At 47.5% G+C, this 16,288-nt stretch carries 17 protein-coding genes; 4 read left to right on the forward strand and 13 right to left on the reverse strand.

Features of this window, described 5'->3' with window-relative positions; all coding sequences use genetic code 11:
* Positions 1-115: 115 nt before the first annotated feature.
* Both AC5SLM_RS01405 and AC5SLM_RS01410 read left to right on the forward strand, forming a co-directional pair.
* Complete coding sequence (locus tag AC5SLM_RS01405) at positions 116-1,849, forward strand: aldehyde ferredoxin oxidoreductase family protein (RefSeq protein ID WP_495249137.1); 1,734 nt, start codon at positions 116-118, stop codon at positions 1,847-1,849.
* Positions 1,850-2,080 (forward strand): MoaD/ThiS family protein, encoded by a 231-nt coding sequence (locus AC5SLM_RS01410; RefSeq protein ID WP_495249138.1) that lies wholly within the window; start codon positions 1,850-1,852, stop codon positions 2,078-2,080.
* Here the strand turns inward: AC5SLM_RS01410 and thiS are convergent.
* Complete coding sequence (gene thiS / locus AC5SLM_RS01415) at positions 2,077-2,355, reverse strand: sulfur carrier protein ThiS (protein ID WP_495249139.1); 279 nt, start codon at positions 2,353-2,355, stop codon at positions 2,077-2,079. The genes AC5SLM_RS01410 and thiS overlap by 4 nt on opposite strands.
* A gap of 45 nt (positions 2,356-2,400) precedes the next feature.
* Between thiS and AC5SLM_RS01420 the strand changes: the two genes are divergently transcribed.
* Positions 2,401-3,201, forward strand: coding sequence for a ThiF family adenylyltransferase (locus AC5SLM_RS01420; RefSeq protein ID WP_495249140.1), 801 nt, complete (start codon positions 2,401-2,403; stop codon positions 3,199-3,201).
* Here the strand turns inward: AC5SLM_RS01420 and purL are convergent.
* The 7 genes from purL to rpmH form a co-directional block, all read right to left on the reverse strand.
* On the reverse strand, positions 3,198-5,399 hold the full coding sequence (purL, locus tag AC5SLM_RS01425; RefSeq protein WP_495249141.1) for a phosphoribosylformylglycinamidine synthase subunit PurL: 2,202 nt from the start codon (positions 5,397-5,399) through the stop codon (positions 3,198-3,200). The two genes, AC5SLM_RS01420 and purL, sit on opposite strands and share 4 nt — an antisense overlap.
* Before the next feature lie 193 nt (positions 5,400-5,592).
* The gene (mnmE, locus tag AC5SLM_RS01430; protein WP_495249392.1) at positions 5,593-6,921 is read right to left on the reverse strand and encodes a tRNA uridine-5-carboxymethylaminomethyl(34) synthesis GTPase MnmE; all 1,329 of its coding nucleotides are present in this window, start codon (positions 6,919-6,921) and stop codon (positions 5,593-5,595) included.
* Positions 6,918-7,835, reverse strand: coding sequence for a Jag N-terminal domain-containing protein (locus tag AC5SLM_RS01435; RefSeq protein WP_495249142.1), 918 nt, complete (start codon positions 7,833-7,835; stop codon positions 6,918-6,920). Before AC5SLM_RS01435 ends, mnmE begins: the two co-directional genes overlap by 4 nt.
* The gene (gene yidC, locus AC5SLM_RS01440; protein ID WP_495249143.1) at positions 7,832-9,430 is read right to left on the reverse strand and encodes a membrane protein insertase YidC; all 1,599 of its coding nucleotides are present in this window, start codon (positions 9,428-9,430) and stop codon (positions 7,832-7,834) included. Before yidC ends, AC5SLM_RS01435 begins: the two co-directional genes overlap by 4 nt.
* 13 nt (positions 9,431-9,443) lie before the next feature.
* The gene (gene yidD / locus AC5SLM_RS01445) at positions 9,444-9,785 is read right to left on the reverse strand and encodes a membrane protein insertion efficiency factor YidD (RefSeq protein ID WP_495249144.1); all 342 of its coding nucleotides are present in this window, start codon (positions 9,783-9,785) and stop codon (positions 9,444-9,446) included.
* A complete protein-coding gene (gene rnpA / locus AC5SLM_RS01450; protein WP_495249393.1) occupies positions 9,782-10,120 on the reverse strand; it encodes a ribonuclease P protein component in 339 nt (112 codons plus the stop codon). Before rnpA ends, yidD begins: the two co-directional genes overlap by 4 nt.
* Positions 10,108-10,242 carry a 50S ribosomal protein L34 gene (gene rpmH, locus AC5SLM_RS01455; RefSeq protein ID WP_205458864.1) on the reverse strand — a complete coding sequence of 45 codons (135 nt, stop codon included), beginning with the start codon at positions 10,240-10,242 and terminating at the stop codon, positions 10,108-10,110. Before rpmH ends, rnpA begins: the two co-directional genes overlap by 13 nt.
* A gap of 133 nt (positions 10,243-10,375) precedes the next feature.
* Here rpmH and AC5SLM_RS01460 point away from each other — a divergent pair, with 133 nt between their 5' ends.
* The gene (locus AC5SLM_RS01460) at positions 10,376-10,975 is read left to right on the forward strand and encodes a hypothetical protein (RefSeq protein WP_495249145.1); all 600 of its coding nucleotides are present in this window, start codon (positions 10,376-10,378) and stop codon (positions 10,973-10,975) included.
* Here AC5SLM_RS01460 and AC5SLM_RS01465 read toward each other — a convergent pair.
* The 5 genes from AC5SLM_RS01465 to AC5SLM_RS01485 form a co-directional block, all read right to left on the reverse strand.
* A complete protein-coding gene (locus tag AC5SLM_RS01465) occupies positions 10,972-11,496 on the reverse strand; it encodes a hydrogenase-4 component G (protein WP_495249146.1) in 525 nt (174 codons plus the stop codon). The genes AC5SLM_RS01460 and AC5SLM_RS01465 overlap by 4 nt on opposite strands.
* A 131-nt stretch (positions 11,497-11,627) precedes the next feature.
* Positions 11,628-12,527, reverse strand: coding sequence for a formate dehydrogenase subunit gamma (locus AC5SLM_RS01470; protein ID WP_495249147.1), 900 nt, complete (start codon positions 12,525-12,527; stop codon positions 11,628-11,630).
* A complete protein-coding gene (gene fdh3B, locus AC5SLM_RS01475; RefSeq protein ID WP_495249148.1) occupies positions 12,524-13,144 on the reverse strand; it encodes a formate dehydrogenase FDH3 subunit beta in 621 nt (206 codons plus the stop codon). The genes AC5SLM_RS01470 and fdh3B overlap by 4 nt, the downstream gene beginning before the upstream one ends.
* A 7-nt stretch (positions 13,145-13,151) precedes the next feature.
* A complete protein-coding gene (locus AC5SLM_RS01480; RefSeq protein WP_495249149.1) occupies positions 13,152-16,013 on the reverse strand; it encodes a formate dehydrogenase subunit alpha in 2,862 nt (953 codons plus the stop codon).
* Between the two features lie 18 nt (positions 16,014-16,031).
* Positions 16,032-16,229 carry a twin-arginine translocation signal domain-containing protein gene (locus AC5SLM_RS01485; protein ID WP_495249150.1) on the reverse strand — a complete coding sequence of 66 codons (198 nt, stop codon included), beginning with the start codon at positions 16,227-16,229 and terminating at the stop codon, positions 16,032-16,034.
* Between the last annotated feature and the right edge of the window lie 59 nt (positions 16,230-16,288).

Consider the following 16,288-nt stretch of genomic DNA (forward strand, 5'->3'; position numbering starts at 1 on the left):
TGTTGGGTAAAAGGAGATATGCAAAATTTGCATATTATTTTTTTGTGATATTTTATTCTTCCTTAAAGCTCCTTTGCGTTAAGATAGATGTAAATCCAATTACAAAGGAGTTTTCATGGCAGATCAAATCTATCGTGTCAATATGACAACGTTAACCTGTAGTATTGAAGCAGTTCCGCAAGAGTGGATGGGACTAGGCGGTCGTGGTCTCACGTCCACCATCGTCGCAGCCGAAGTTGACCCAGAGTGTCACCCTCTTGGACCTAATAATAAACTCGTTTTTGCACCAGGTTTGCTCTCAGGCACTGCAGCGGCAAACAGTGGTAGAAACTCCTGTGGCGCCAAAAGCCCACTCACTGGCGGTATTAAAGAGAGCAATGTAGGAGGCACGAGTGCTGGCATCATGGCTAAGCTTGGTGTTAAAGCCCTCATCATTGAAGGACAGCCCAAAGAAGGGAAATTTTACCGCTTACATGTAACCAAGGAAAAGGTTGAGATTGTCGAAGCTCCTGAGCTTATTGGCAAAGACAATTACGAAGTCCTTGATGCTATGCTTGAAAAATACGACAAAAAAGTTGCTGTCATGAGCATTGGCCGTCCGGGTGAAATGCGCATGTTACTTTCCAATATCTCCGTCAAAGACCCCAAAGGCAAACTGCGCAGCCATGGGCGCGGCGGTATGGGCGCAGTGATGGGCTCCAAGGGTGTTAAGTGCATCACCGTGGACGCTGAGAGTTACAAAGAAACCACCCTAGCAGACCCTGAGAAATTTAAAGCTGCTAGCAAGATTTTCACCAAAGCCCTTCAAGACAATCCTATCAGTGGCCAAGGCTTGCCTGCTTTTGGCACCAACGTGCTTGTCAACATCATCAACGAGGCTGGCGGCCTTCCAACGCGCAACTTCCGTGAAGGACAATTTGAATTTGCCGAAAACATTTGCGGCGAAACCATGGCAGAAAACATCAAAGCCCGCGGGGGCGACACCACCCACGGCTGCCACGCGGGATGTGTTATCCAGTGTTCACAAACCTACAACGACAAAGAAGGCAACTACCTCACCTCCGGTTTTGAGTACGAGATGATTTGGGCTTATGGCGCGAATTTAGGCATCAGCGACCTTGATGTCATTGCCAAAATCGATGCCCTGATGGATGACCTTGGTGTAGACGCTATCGAAACAGGAAACACCCTTGCTATGGCCGTGGATGCGGGTATCTTGGCCTATGGCGATGGAGCTAAAGCGTACGAGCTCATTGCCAATGACATCGCTAAGGGCACCTTTTTGGGACGCATCTTAGGCAGTGGTGTGGGCAACTTTGCCAAGCTTTATGGCATGGTTCGTGTTCCTGTGGTTAAAAACCAAAGCATTCCCGCTTACGACCCACGCGCCATCAAAGGCCAAGGGGTCACGTACGCTACCTCTACCATGGGCGCAGACCACACCGCTGGCTACGCGGTAGCCACCAACATCCTCAACAGTGGCGGTTACGTTGACCCGCTCACCAAAGAAGGTCAAGTCGCCCTAGCGCGCAACTTGCAAATCGCCACTGCGGCAGTGGACAGCACGGGTATGTGTATCTTTGTGGCCTTCCCTGCCCTAGATGACCCCAACTGTTTACCTGCGCTCATTGACATGATTAATGCCCGTTTTGGCATCAACCTCACGGGGGATGATGTAACCAACCTTGGTAAAAACATCCTTAAACTTGAGCGTGCTTTCAACCAACGCGCAGGTCTCACAAGTGCCGATGACCGCTTGCCTGAGTTTATGAAATACGAAGCCCTACCCCCACACAATGTAGTCTGGGACTTCACCAATGAAGAAATCGATGCGTTTTGGGATTTTTAGATGACGGTTACTGTTAAACTCTTTGCCCAATACCGCGAAGGCAGATTTAAAGAAGAACAGCGCACCTACCCCGAGGGAACATGCGCCAAAGAGGTCGTGGCGGAGCTTGGTATTTACGAGGGGAAGTTTCCCTTGGGAGTATTGATGCTAAACGGACGCCATCAGCCCGAGGAAGTGGAGCTTAAAGAGGGGGATGTACTCTCCCTCTTTCCTAAAGTAGGCGGGGGTTAAGCGTTTTCTTTGATGCCCAAAATGAGACGGTACGATCCAGGCGTGCCAGGGGGGATGAGGGCCACCTTGTCCCCCTCTTTAAGCACGGTAGTTTTAGGAACGACCAGGTGGTTTACAAAGGCTCCCTCCACTTCTTTTTCCCCAAATCCAAGCGTAGCAATCAGCTCTTTTAGGGTTAACCCCTCTTTACATGTAAAGCGCTCCCCAAGGTAGCCAATGCCCTGACGCTTCAAGTGGGGACGCAATGAAGAGAATGCTTTGAGGAAAAGTTGCATAAAGCCTCCAATTTTTGCTACATTATACCCCGCAAAAGGAGAAATATGAAATCCCTAGAACTGTTTTTACAAGAACATGCCCAAGAAGGGTTTGTCAGCATTGCAACGCTTCGTGAAGCCATGGAATGCTTTGCATGTAAGGCCAGAACCGTTGAAGAAGCCATTTTTAAAGCAGGGCTCACCCCCTTACGCTACCGTCGCAACCAACAAAGCCTCACCCAAGAAGAGCAACACCGTCTATTTGATGCCCACGTCCTTGTGGTGGGGTGTGGAGGTCTTGGCGGACTCATCAGTGAGCTTTTGACGCGTGTAGGCATTGGGGCGCTGACGCTCATCGACCCCGATGTCTACGAAGAGCACAACCTAAACCGCCAAATCTTCTCTTCCGTAAAAACCCTAGGGCACTCCAAGGCAAAAACCGTGCGCAAGCGCCTACTTGAAATCAACCCCGCCTTACATGTAAGGGCCATGCAAGATGCCCTCGTGCCCCAAAACGCCCATAAACTCGTAAAAGGTAAATCAGTCGTGGTGGATGCGCTGGATTGCCCACTTACCAAAACCTTGCTCGCCTTTACATGTGACGAGGAAAAGGTCGCCTTTGTGCACGGTGCTATCGGGGGTTGGATGGGGCAATGCAGTACCAGTAAAAATTTGGAAGAAGTCTATAAAGACGGAGAAAAAGGGGCGGAAAAGCGCAGTGGAAATCTTCCCATGACCGCCGCATTTTGCGCGTGTCTACAGGCCTCCTTGGTGCTAAAAACACTCCTTGGGAAGCCTGTACTAGATGACGCGTTACTCTTTTTTGATTTATACGATATGGAAATGGTGGAAGCAAGACTCTTTTAGATGTCTTGCTCAATCACCTGCTTAAAGCGATTAAAATAAATCTCTTGCACTTGCGAGAGTTCCATAGAAACATCGTTACATGTAAAGGCTTCTCCACCCACAACGCCGATTTTCTCAGCTTTTACACCAAGTTTTTCCGCCATGGCCAAAAAGCCTTTTTCATCCGCCACTTCCACGATAGCCCGTGAAAAACTTTCACTAAAGATATCCCGAGGGTCTTTTGCTTCCACAGAAGCTTTGATGCCCTGCCCTGAAACTGCCGCCATTTTAGCAAGGGCAATCGCCACGCCACCCACATTGACATCTTTTGCGCACGCTAGCATCCCTGCTTTATTGGCTTCAATCACCAGTTCCCACAAGGCAAGTTCTTTGGCATAATCAATAGCAGGCAACACACCACGTACCTTGTCAAACAAAACCTTCATATACAAACTGCCACCAAACTCATTCGCCGTCTCGCCAAGAAGGTACACGCTGTTGCCCTCTTTTGCAAAAGAGGAGGGCAAAATGCGCGTTGCATCGTCATTAAGTCCCACCATGGCAATGGAAGGGGTGGGGTAAACACCCACGCTGTTGGTTTCATTGTACAAAGAGACGTTACCACTGACAACAGGGGTGTTTAGTGCCGCGCACGCCTCTTTGATGCCATAGCACCCTTGGGCAAACTGCCACATCACTTCAGGGTTTTCAGGGTTGCCATAATTTAGACAATCGGTAATCGCCAGAGGTCGCGCGCCACTCATAGCCACGTTGCGCCCGCTCTCCATCACCGCAGCTGCTGCGCCGCCTTTGGGGTCGATGAAGTTATAGCGCGGGTTACAATCACTGCTCATGGCAAGGGCTTTGCCGTTTTCTTTGATGCGAATCACACTCGCATCCAAACTGCCGGGTCCTTTGGCGGTATTGGTTTGCACCATAGAATCATACTGCTCAAAAATCCACGATTTATCTACTACCTCTAGGCTTGAAATGAGTGATTCAAAGGCTTTTTGGTTAGAGATAGGCTCATAATCATCAATCCCAACGCCTACGATTTCATCAAGATACCCAGGGCGCTTCACGGGACGGTCAAGCACAGGGGCTTGTTCGCTCACAGGCTGCACGGGAATGTCAGCCACCTTTTCCCCGTGCCAAAATAGCTCCATGTGGCCCGTGTCTGTCACTTCGCCGATGACTTCTGCGTCCAAATCCCACTTGTGGAAAATCTCAAGCACCTTCTCTTCCATCCCTTTTTTGGCGCAAATAAGCATGCGCTCTTGAGACTCACTCAACATAAACTCATAAGGCACCATGCCCTCTTCACGCGCGGGCACCTTGGAAAGGTCCATTTTCATGCCGCTTCCCGTGCGTCCTGCCATCTCAAAAGAACTTGACGTAAGACCCGCCGCGCCCATGTCTTGGATGCCCACGATGTAGTCTTGTTTAAACAGTTCCATGCACGCTTCAAGCAAGAGTTTTTCCGCAAAAGGGTCGCCCACTTGCACGGTAGGGCGCAAGGATTTGTTCTCTTCGGTAAAGCTATCGCTTGCCATCACCGCGCCGCCTAGGCCATCGCGCCCTGTTTTACTGCCCACGTAAATCACCGGATTGCCGATACCCTCGGCCCGTCCGTAAAAAATCTCATCGGTTTTGCAAAGACCCAAGGTAAAGGCATTGACCAAAATATTGCCGTTGTAGCATTTGTCAAAAGAGGTTTCGCCGCCAACCGTAGGCACGCCCATACAGTTACCATAATCCCCAATTCCTGCAACCACGCCACGTACAAGGTAACGTTGGTGCTTGGCAACCGCGCCAGACCCTTCTACTTCGCCAAAACGCAACGCGTTAAGGTTGGCTACGGGTCGCGCGCCCATGGTAAACACGTCGCGTAAAATACCGCCCACGCCCGTTGCCGCGCCTTGGTAAGGCTCAATGAAGCTGGGGTGGTTGTGGCTTTCCATCTTAAAGACCGCCGCCATGCCATCACCCACGTCGATGACGCCAGCGTTTTCGCCAGGGCCCTGGATGACCCATGGGGCTTTAGTAGGAAAACCGTTGAGGTATTTTTTACTGGATTTGTAAGAGCAGTGTTCGCTCCACATGGCAGAAAACACGCCAATCTCAAGCAAGTTTGGCTCTCTTCCAAGAATCGAGAGGATGTTTTGATAATCCTCTTGCGTTAACTTATGGGACTTTAAGACATCGTTAATATTTTCCATCCGAATCACCCTTGGGAAATTTTTTAGTGAGTGTACTCAAATTGCACTTATGGACTTGTTAAGGACGCTTTTGCATTTTGTCATCAGGGTTTTGCCTCACCCGCAAGAGAGACTTTATCCACAATGGGTCAAAGCGTTAGCTTTGACCCATTGTGGATAACTCGTCTCGAAAAAGGGTGATTCAAAACCCTATTTATTTGCCAAGGCAAAAGGTGCCAAACATCTTATCGAGCATTTCATCCACCCCATAAGGCCGTGTAATAGCGCCCAGGGCACCGATGGCTTCGTTGAGATGGAAGGCAAACAATTCAAGCTCCGCCTCTTCAAGACGCGGTTTTGCCTCCGTGATGGCTTCATGGGCTTTGCGCACTGAGGTAATTTGACGGGTTGAAGTGAGCAACATTCCCTCGTCCATGCGCTTTGTGTCTAAGTGTTCCCTAAGGGTATCCACAACGCACGAAAGGCTCGAAAGGGTGCTTACATGTAAGGCATTTTCTAAGCCCTCAAACACCTTTGGCAGGTCTGTTTTATTCAGAAGCGGTATCACGTGTTTTGACGAAGCATAGGTTTTCAAAAGGTCTAAAATCTCCCTATCTTCCGCATCTTTTGGACGGCTTGCATCAAACAAAGCTAACACAACATCGGCTTCCTCGATGGCTTTTTTGGAACGGGCTATACCGATTTGCTCGACTTTTTCTTCCGTATGGCGAATGCCTGCGGTGTCTACGATTTTGATAAGGTGGGTGCCGATGCGCATCTCTTCTTCAATGGTGTCGCGCGTGGTGCCCGCAACATCGCTAATAATCGCACGGTCATAGTGTAAAAGGCCATTTAATAAAGAACTCTTGCCCACGTTTGGCTTGCCAACAATTGCGACCTTAAAGCCTTGCATCAAGCCTTTGCGCTGTTCGCTCACCGCCACAACTTCACCCAAGCGCTGCTCTAGTGCGGTGAGTTTTACTTCCATTTGGCGTATCAAATCTTCAGGCAAATCTTCCTCAGCGTAGTCGATGGAAACTTCCACGTACGCCAAGATTTCCAGCAAAGACTCTCTGGCTTCATTCACAAAACGGCTCAACTCCCCCTTCATTTGGCGGGCGAGGATTTTGGCAGCTTCTTCACTTTTGGCTTCGATGAGCTTAGCAATGGCTTCGGCTTCGGCAAGGTCAATACGGCCATTTAAAAAAGCCCGTTTTGAAAACTCCCCAGGGGTTGCAAGGCGCGCGCCCTTGGAAAGAAGCGCTTCTAGCACCATGCTTGCCACCATCATGCCCCCATGGCATTGAAACTCCACCACCTCTTCGCCCGTGAAACTCTTAGGCGCTTGAAAATAGACAATCAGTGCTTCATCAATAAGCGCTCCTGTGGCATCAAACAAGGAGGAAAGGGTGGCGTGGCGTGGAGAAAAAGAGGTTTTTTGCGTCAAGGAGCAAGCCAAAGGCAACGCCTCTGGCCCGCTTAAGCGAACAATAGCAATAGAGCCAATGCCATGGGCAGTGGCAATGGCAGCAATGGTTTCTATAGGCTTTTCCGATTAAAGTCGTTCACAACGACAAATTTTCGCCCTTCGCGACCTGTTTTAATGCCCACGTATTTCTCAGGAAAACGGGCGCGAAGTTTTTCTAAAGCGATTTTTATCAAGACGCCATCAAGGGGTTTGGTTTGTCCACGCCCTTGGGATTCGATGCGCTCAACCACAGGGGCGAGATAATTTTCAATCATCTCTTCTTGGTTGTGCAAAAATTGGGCAATCTCCAAGCGAATACCTAGGCCATATTTCATGTTTATCCAGTTGTACAACAAGTAAGAAAATGCCTTATAACGGTACCCTTCTTTGCCAATCAATAACGCCGCATCTTCGCCGTTAATTTCAATTAACACGGTTTGGTCATCATGGGCTTCAACCCGCACCACTTCGATAGCAAAGCAACTGCTTTGCACAAGTTCGCGAACCCCAACCTCTATCATTCCAATCACTTCACCCACGACCGCATGGTTACGCTGTTTGGGTTGGTACGGATAGATTTCTTCTTTTTCTTCGCTCCCCTTGTAAAGAGGTGCTTCTGGCTTCAAAGAGGGTTCTTCGGGGGCATTAAAGGTGCCCTCTTCTTCTGTGAATGGTTCTTTCTTTCGGCGAGAACGCGATTTTTTCTGACGGGGTTTACGCTCTTCGTATTCTCTTGTATCGAGAACCCTGAGTGCTTCTTTGGGCTCCATGGATTCTCGCGTCTCTTCTTTTTTTACCACAGACACCTCGCGTTCTTTGCGAGGTTCGCCTTCGCGAAATGCTTCAATAATAGCTGTTTTTTTAAACAGGCCAAAAACCCCTAAACGGGGATGTTGGATGACTTGAATGTCAAGCTTTGTCACCGAACACGAAAGCTCGGCAGCAGCCTTTGAAAACGCTTCTTGGAGGGTGTCAGCTTCTATTCTCATTTTTTCTCTTCTTTTAGTGCTTTTTGTTCTTCTTTTTTCTTCGCAAACACGCGGTTAACATAATACTGCTGTGCGATGGAGAAAAGGTTGTTGATAAACCAATACAGGGTCAATCCTGCAGGGAAGGTTACAAAGAAAAAGGTGAAAATCAACGGCAAAAACTTCATGATTTTTTCTTGCATTGGGTCTGTAAAGTTTGTAGGCGTAATGCGTTGATGGAAAAACATGGTAGCACCCATCAAGATAGGCAAAATGTAATACGGGTCCATCGCCGCAAGGTCTTCCACCCAAAAAATCCACGCCGCACCCTTAAGCTCGATAGCATTGGAAAGAACGCGGTAAATAGCAAAGAAAATAGGAATTTGCATCAAAATAGGCAAACAGCCGCCCATCGGGTTAGCGCCGTGTTTTTTGTACAATTCCATCATATGGGTATTGAGCTTTTGCGGTTCGCCTTTGTATTTGGCTTGGAGTTCCTTAACTTTAGGCGCAAGCTCTTTGAGCTTGTTCATGGAAACCATCCCTTTGTAGGTCAAAGGGTAGAGCACCAAGCGGATTAAGATGGTCATGGCCACAATAGCCCAACCCCAGTTGCCAAAGATACCATAGAGGAAACTCAAAAAGAGAAACAGTGGCTTGGCAATAAATGTAAACCACCCGTATTCGATCGCATCGGTAAGGCGTGCATCAATCTCGTTTAAAATCTTATAATCTTTTGGCCCAATGTAGCCGCTAAAACTCATCGAAGGCTTGCCCTTGACAAACAAGATACCGTTTTTGTCCTTGTCGTTTGAAACAACAACATCAAACCCTTCGTTAAAATCGTACAACAACGTCGTATAGTAACGGTCCACTGCGGCAACCATGGGAGCATCAATAAAACGGCCATCGCCCTTAGCATCGCCATCATCAATTACTGTAATCGTATCATCAGCTTCTTTAATGAGGACGCCATGAAAGGTGAAGCTATCCACAACAACATTGGGGCGAAAGCCTGGAGTGATGAAAAACTCTTGAGGAGAACTCAACTCTAGCTTAACGTCATAATTTCCCTGAGGATGAAAGGTGATGTGCTTTGTAAGTGTTGTTTCCCCTAGCGTCTGTGTTAAGGTAAGGGATTCGGGCGTATCGCCAAGAGAAAGGGTTTCTACGCTAGACACATAATCAATAGCAAAGGCTTCGTTATTGATAGCGTTGTCTTTAAAACGCACCTCAAGAGGCTTAGGCTCTAGGGCCTCATCAATCAACTGCAAACGTGAAGCATCGGCATTTTTAAACTTTGCATCACTTAAATAGTACTTGGAAATGCGTCCCAAGCGGTCGATTTTGAGTTCAAAATGCTCACCCTTTACAGTGGCAATGTACTCTAAACCCGAAGGAGCATTTGAAGCGGCGGTAACAGAAGCAGACGTGCTGTCACTTGGCGCAGATGAAGGGGTTTCCACTTGGGGAGCTTGCGTCGAAGTACTTTGGGTGACTTCGGTTTGGGTTGGTACATTTTTAGGGATGAAAAAATAGTCGTAGCCGACAAAAAAAGCGAAGGAGAGGACGGTTGCAATGAGGACTCGGTGTTGCATGCTCAATTTATCTATCACAAAAGTTCCTTAGTTAGATTTTACTGCAAGCAAATGATTTGATGACATAATAATGGCCGGGGCCTTTAGGAACAAACCAAAACTTTACACCAATAACCTTACATGTAAAGCTTCGTACCATCGAATAAGGACGAATCCGTTTCGATACGACGGGGTAGTCGATTCCGCCAGGAAACAGTTGGTTGCAACGCAGTATTCGCAACAAACTTGCCCCTAAACCAAATAAAAGACGATTGTGCATCACTTGCCATTTGGCATATTCAGAACACGTAGGATAATACCTGCAACTTCCAAAGCTAGCGAGCGTTAAAACTTTTTGATAAAAAGCAATCAACCACAGCGCAAGTGTTTTCATGAATGAAGGCATCCAAGTTTTCGCAACGCCCAGCGCACACTTCGGACACACTCTATGTGCGTGAGCGTGTGAATCTGGGCCTTGGCTACAAAAATATAACTGCCATCCACCACGCTGTCTTGGAGCTCCAAGAAAACAGCGCGCAAACGGCGTTTACAGAAATTGCGTTGCACGGCGTTGCCTACCTTTTTGCTAGCGGTAAACCCTACGTTTTTCTTCAACGATGCTTTGTAAAAGATCACGGCACAATCACAGTGCCACTTCTTACCCTGATTGTATCCAAGGGCAAACTCCCGCGAATGTTTGAGGGAGTCGTAAGCCCTTAGGCGGCCAATTTTTTTCTACCTTTTGCACGGCGTGCATTGATAAGTCGGCGACCATTTTTTGTTTTCATCCGTGTCAAAAACCCGTGGGTTCGCTTGCGCGGTGTATTGTGTGGCTGGTATGTACGTTTCATGCCATTCCTTCTTTTAAGATAATTTAAGGTTAGGATTTTACTGTGAATTTACTTAAAAGTGGCATAAGTACCCCAAACTTTCCCAAAGTTGTGGTATTATTCTTTTTATTTTCTATACGAAAAGGAGATACAAGTGGGGATAAAATACGTAGGACCGAAGGTTGTCTTTTCTCAAAGCGGTATACGGTTTGATACACACAAAGAAGACAAATACGTTTACCTCAATATCGCGACACAATTGTGTGAAGCGCTCTCCCATGAGCATATTCCCAACCACACGTACGCTTACGATGCCACCACCAAGCGCTTAAGCGACGCTGAGATTATGGCGCACCTTGAGACTATCGTTGAAGACAAAGAGGCACTTTTTAAAGACGCACAAATGGCTGCTTTTTTATTTGTGGAGCGCGAACAAGAACACGCACGTGTTGCATGCTCTCATACAGACGATGCAAATTACACCGCATGGCTAGCTAACATTGAACTCATGAAAGAGTACATCGTGCAGCGTCAGTTTAACAAGCAAATCTACTACGCCCTCATTAAAACGCTTGCTCACCATGTCTTAAAGCACCGTATTACACAAATCAATACGCCCATGTTTCAAACATTCGTACATGTTTTACACTCTTTGCAAGGGGTTTTGCAAGAAGGCAAGCGTGCCATATCAAGCCACATCGAATTTTACAAACAAGACGAGCTATTGATGGCGCGCTTGAACATACACCTTTAAGCTTGCGTGTCTAAAACCGAACCGCCAAGTTCCGCAATACGTGCGTCAATCGTCTCAAGCGCTTTGGCCAAAGTGTCATAGCTAATATCAAAGAGCTTTTGACCCCACGTGGCCTCTGCTGCTTCAAACCCTTGAAGCACCCCTTTTCTTCCTTCTTGAAGCTTCTCAAGGTTATCCCCTGCGCCGTTAATCACAAACCCTGCTATGCGCTGTGCCGTTTGTTGCACGCCAAAAAAACCATTTTCAGAAACAAGCTCTTTGGCTTCGTTTTGCGACAGGGCTTCGATAGGCTTGCCTGCGTACCCGATGGCTTTGTAGTCAATAAAGTCCGACAGGTTTTGGGAAAATTGAACGTTATTGGATAAGGCACCCACATAACTTTGAAAGGAAAAATCCACGCGGGACATTTCAAAAGAAAAGCCCTTGGTGGTGCCAGTTGCCCCAGAAACACTGCTCTTTCCAGAAACCAAAAGAGCGTTGTATTTGAAAAAATTGTTCGTACCAAGCGTGTTGATATCCATAGGAACTCCTTTTACTTTGAGTGAATATCGACTCTTGGCAAAAAGAGTGTATGCAACCTCTTTACATGTAAACAAAAAAAGTCCTCTAAACGCGCCCTTATGGATGCGTTTAGAGGCTTACATGTAAGGGGTTAGAATTTCCCTTTTTCTTTGAGTTTTTTATACCATGCATTGTGCAGGTATTTTACCTCTTCTTCTTCCACGTAACCTGTAATAATGCTGTGTACAGCCCCTTTAATGGCAAACATAGACATATACACGTGGGTGATAAACAAAGCAACCACCACAAATCCCATGACGTTGTGCAAGATGGCAGCGAGTCTTAAGAGGTCAATCTGGCTAAGGCCGCTTAGGGTATGCAACAGTTCTATTTTGAAATCCAAAAAGAACATCATAGCACCCGTTAAAATCATCGTCAGGGTGCCTAGTATCGCCACCCAGTACCACATCTTTTGGCCCGCGTTAAACTGGGTTGCATTGATGATGCGCTTCTCCTTGGAAAGGTAGCCGCCCAAAATCATGAACCATTTTATATCCTCAAGGGTAAAGAGTGCTTCTTTGAGCCACATAAGCGCCATAGGAAGAATAACAATAGCAAGAGGCACGGTAAAAAAAGCGTGAAGGTTTTTTGCCCAACGCACAAAGGTGCCGCCGCCAAAAAAATCCCCAAAGATAATGATAAAACCCGTGGGGATGATTACCAAAAAGCTAATGCCTGCGATTTGGTGAATGGTTCGGTGAAAGAGATTAAACGCATAATGCTTCTTTTGGCTATGGGGAAATATCTTGGGCCCGACGATTTTATAGTGCAGAAAAAAGACCGCAGGAACGCCTAGCAAAACAGCCAAAAAGACCCAAGCAAAGTATTTGCTTTGTAGCAGCGTAAACAGGGCTCCTAATTGAAGGGTTCCTTCTTGTCCGTATCCTAAGATATTTTGCAACCGCATCTCTCCCCAAATTTGGCTATCCGTAGCCCACGCTACCGATGCCAAAGCCAAGAGCACAAGGAGCGTGTAGGTAACTTTTTTCATTGCTCTTCCTTCCATTGGTCATTGTAGGCTTTATCCCAACCGTACATTGTATTAAGGCCTTTACCCCCACGCGCTGCCACGCGCGCCCTGAAGATGTCAGAGACCGATTTAGCATCGCCCACCAAGAGTGCCTTGGTTGAACACATAGCCGCACACACAGGAACCTTGCCCTCAGCAATCCTGTTTTGCCCGTACAGTTCCATCTCATGGTGCGAGTTGGTTTCTACTGGCCCTCCCGCGCATAAGGTACACTTATCCATCGCGCCCTTGGAGCCAAAGAGCCCTTCGCGTGGAAACTGCGGTGCGCCAAAAGGGCAAGCATACAAGCAGTATCCGCATCCAATGCACCTTTCTTTGTCGTGCAACACCACGCCATCTGTGCGAATGTAAAAACAATTCACGGGGCACACTGCCTCGCACGGAGCGTCTGTGCAATGCATGCAAGCAACAGAGGTTGAAACTTCTTTGCCCCAAATCCCCTCATGAAGGGTTATGACCTTTCTTCGTGTGATACCTACGGGCAACTCATGGGCTTCCGCGCATGCAATCGAACATCCGTCGCACTCAATGCATCGGCTCTCGTCGCAGTAAAATTTCATTCTTGCGTATTCCATCATCCGCCTCCTACGCTTTTTCTACACGGCATAAGCCGGCTTTTGACGCAGGAATCTGCGTAATAATGTCATACCCATACGCCACAACCGTATTGGCGCATTCACCGCTAGCGTACGGTTTCGTTCCTGCTGGGAAATTACCCGTCATATCCACCCCTTGCATAAATCCTCCAAAATGGAACGGTAAAAATACCATGCCTGGCATGACTGTATGGGAGTATTTAGCTTTTACCTTAATCTTCGTGCCCGCAGGAGAATGCACCCACATCATCGCACCGTTTTTGATGCCATGTTTGCTTGCCAAATCAGGATGAATATCGCAAAACATTTCTGGCGTGAGGGCACACAGGTATTTAGAAGCCCTGTTTTCCAAGCCAGCACCCATCATAGTCACCAAGCGACCTGTTGTCATGACAATCGGGAACTCCATCACGTGGTCTTTTTCTTTTTGGATAGAAGCGTACTTTGTGGTGACACGGAAGTGGTTTGCCTTGTCTTCATAGGTAGGGTATTTTGCTACCAAATCAGGACGCGGCGAGTACAACGGCTCACGGTGCATCGGGATTTGATCTGGGAAGTTCCAAACAACCGCGCGTGCTTTCGCGTTGCCATAGGGCGTAAGCCCAGCCTCAAGCGCCAAATCGATCAACTTACCGCTTGTGCACGTTTTCCAGTCCGGACCGCACAAACTTTTCTCAGCCTCGCTCAAAGGTCTGCCAACGAGTTGCTCGATATTTTCCCTTGTGATTTCAGGGTATCCGCCATCCACCCTAGAACCAACAGGCGAAGAGCCTTTTCCTGCCAAGAGACTTACGCCGTCTTTTTCTAAACCAAAGTTATTTCTAAACCCCATACCGCCTTGACTTGTGGAAACATCAATGCTGTACAAATTCGGAGTGCCCCCATGTTTGGTACTCCAACAAGGCCACGGAAGTCCGTAAAATTCACCCTTCATTGGCCCTATTCCTTCGCCTGTCACCTCATCAAACAGATGCCAGTTGTCGGTGTGTTTTTTGATGCGCTCAGGCGTCCATCCCATCAGTCCAATAGTCCTTAAGGTGCGTGAAATCTCAATGGTCGCATCTTCTGGCCACTGAAAGCTTGTTTTATCCGGCGTAAACTCAAGGTACCCGTCCTCTTTCAAGCGCATCATCATAGAACGTGTGTAAGGCTCATAAAATCCTAAGCGTTTCGCAAGCTCAAACATAATCTCTTGGTCTTGCTTGCTCTCATGCAAAGGCTCTACTACCTGATAGCGCCATTGCGCGCTTCGGTTGGTTGCCGAAACCGTACCACTGTTTTCAAACTGTGTGGCAGAAGGCAAGATAAAAAGGTTGTCTTTTCTATTAGTAATAACCGCAGCTTCATTCACAAACGGGTCTGCAAGAACAACAAGGTCCAAAGCATCAAGTCCCTCTTGGATTTTGAGGTTTTGCGAGGTCGATGTGATGCCACATCCCATCACCACAAGGGCTTTGAGGTTGGTTCCTGCGTTTTCAATAGCATCTTCGCCTGGGTTTCCTGCCAATACGCCAGCCCACCAACGGGCAAGGGTAAATCCTGGTTTTCCCATCCATAAAGCGTCTTTGAATTGTGACACCAAATACTCGTGCTCAACGCCCCACATGCGTGCGTAGTATTCCCATGCACCCTCTGCCAAGCCATAATAACCAGGAAGCGTATCAGACAAACATCCCATGTCCGTCGCGCCTTGAACGTTGTCGTGGCCCCTTAGAATGTTCGTTCCGCCACCTGCTTTACCCATGTAGCCTAATGCCATTTGAAGGATAGGAGCAATGCGCGTGTTTCCCGTACCAACCGTATGTTGGGTCAAGCCCATGGCCCACAACAAGGTACCAGGAGCGTTTTGCGCATAAACAGTGGTGATTTCAATCAGGGTTTCTTTGGGCACGCCCGTGACGTCTTCCACAAGTTCTGGCGTCCATTTGGCCGCTTCTGTTTTAATTTCATCCATACCATAAACGCGGTCTTCGATGTATTTTTTATCTTCCCAACCGTTTTTAAAAATAAGGTGCAACATGCCATAAACAAAGGGAATGTCCGTACCGGGTCGGATTTGCGCGAAGTAGTCTGCCTTGGCAGCACTTTTTGTAAAGCGGGGATCGATGACGATAATCTTCGCATTGTTGCGCTCTTTGGCTTTTAAAATATGACCAAAGCCAACAGGGTGATTCACCGCGGGATTACACCCAATAATAAAAATAGATTTTGCCTTTTGCATATCGCCAAAAGAGTTTGTCATTGACCCATATCCTAATGTATTCGCCACACCGGCGACTGAGGAACTGTGTCAGATACGTGCTTGATGGTCGATATTGTTTGTCCCAAAAAATGCGGCAAATTTTCTAAAATAGTAAGCTTGCTCGTTACTCATCTTAGCCGAGCCTAAAAATTGCACCGCGTCAGGACCGTTTTCTTTTTTGATTTTGGCTAATTTTGCCGCAATACGATCAAGGGCATCCTCCCATGAAAGACGTTTCCATTGGCCATTTTCTTTGACCATTGGGTATTTCAAACGCACTTCTGAGCGAAGCATGTCAATCATGTCCGCACCCTTACAGCAGTGTCCACCAAGGCTAATGGGGTGATCTTGAGCAACTTCTTGACGCACCCATACACCTTTGTGCACTTCCGCAATGACCCCGCACCCAACCGAGCACGATGTACAAATAGTTTTGACTGTTTTACTTTCTGGAAAGGGATTTTTCACCTCTTCCTCTGTCGCTGCTCTTGTGACGCTTCCGCTAGCAAACCCCGATGTTGCGCCAAAGGCGACGGACAGGGCTCCCATTTTCAGAAACGATCTTCGACCTACGGTCGTTGCAAGAGTGCGTGGTGTTGTGTTTTCCATAACGCTATCTCCTTTGTACTATTGGGCTGTTTTATAATATTCATCCCAATAGGGTGTTTTGGTATAGGTAATCTCATCTTTAGGTGATTTTCCCTTTACGACGCCATTTGCACTGCTTGAATGTGAAACCGTTGCTTGCGCATGCATCACGCCCACTGTAGTCACAGCCCCTGCAACTGCGGCTTTTTTGATGAATTCGCGTCTGCTCTCATTCATATAAGCACCTCCTTAAAAGCTAAATCCCGTAAGCACCAACACATTTTTGCCATTACAAA

The organism is Sulfurospirillum sp. HTRB-L1, from assembly GCF_059415125.1.

Excerpts from the sequence above, each read along its gene's own strand:
- AC5SLM_RS01405 (WP_495249137.1), top strand. The coding sequence starts at position 116 with ATGGCAGATCAAATCTATCGTGTCAATATGACAACGTTAACCTGTAGT.
- AC5SLM_RS01410 (WP_495249138.1), top strand. The coding sequence starts at position 1,850 with ATGACGGTTACTGTTAAACTCTTTGCCCAATACCGCGAAGGCAGATTT.
- thiS (WP_495249139.1), bottom strand. The coding sequence starts at position 2,355 with ATGCAACTTTTCCTCAAAGCATTCTCTTCATTGCGTCCCCACTTGAAG.
- AC5SLM_RS01420 (WP_495249140.1), top strand. The coding sequence starts at position 2,401 with ATGAAATCCCTAGAACTGTTTTTACAAGAACATGCCCAAGAAGGGTTT.
- purL (WP_495249141.1), bottom strand. The coding sequence starts at position 5,399 with ATGGAAAATATTAACGATGTCTTAAAGTCCCATAAGTTAACGCAAGAG.
- AC5SLM_RS01435 (WP_495249142.1), bottom strand. The coding sequence starts at position 7,835 with ATGAGAATAGAAGCTGACACCCTCCAAGAAGCGTTTTCAAAGGCTGCT.
- yidD (WP_495249144.1), bottom strand. The coding sequence starts at position 9,785 with ATGAAAACACTTGCGCTGTGGTTGATTGCTTTTTATCAAAAAGTTTTA.
- rpmH (WP_205458864.1), bottom strand. The coding sequence starts at position 10,242 with ATGAAACGTACATACCAGCCACACAATACACCGCGCAAGCGAACCCAC.
- AC5SLM_RS01465 (WP_495249146.1), bottom strand. The coding sequence starts at position 11,496 with ATGGATATCAACACGCTTGGTACGAACAATTTTTTCAAATACAACGCT.
- AC5SLM_RS01470 (WP_495249147.1), bottom strand. The coding sequence starts at position 12,527 with ATGAAAAAAGTTACCTACACGCTCCTTGTGCTCTTGGCTTTGGCATCG.
- fdh3B (WP_495249148.1), bottom strand. The coding sequence starts at position 13,144 with ATGATGGAATACGCAAGAATGAAATTTTACTGCGACGAGAGCCGATGC.
- AC5SLM_RS01485 (WP_495249150.1), bottom strand. The coding sequence starts at position 16,229 with ATGAATGAGAGCAGACGCGAATTCATCAAAAAAGCCGCAGTTGCAGGG.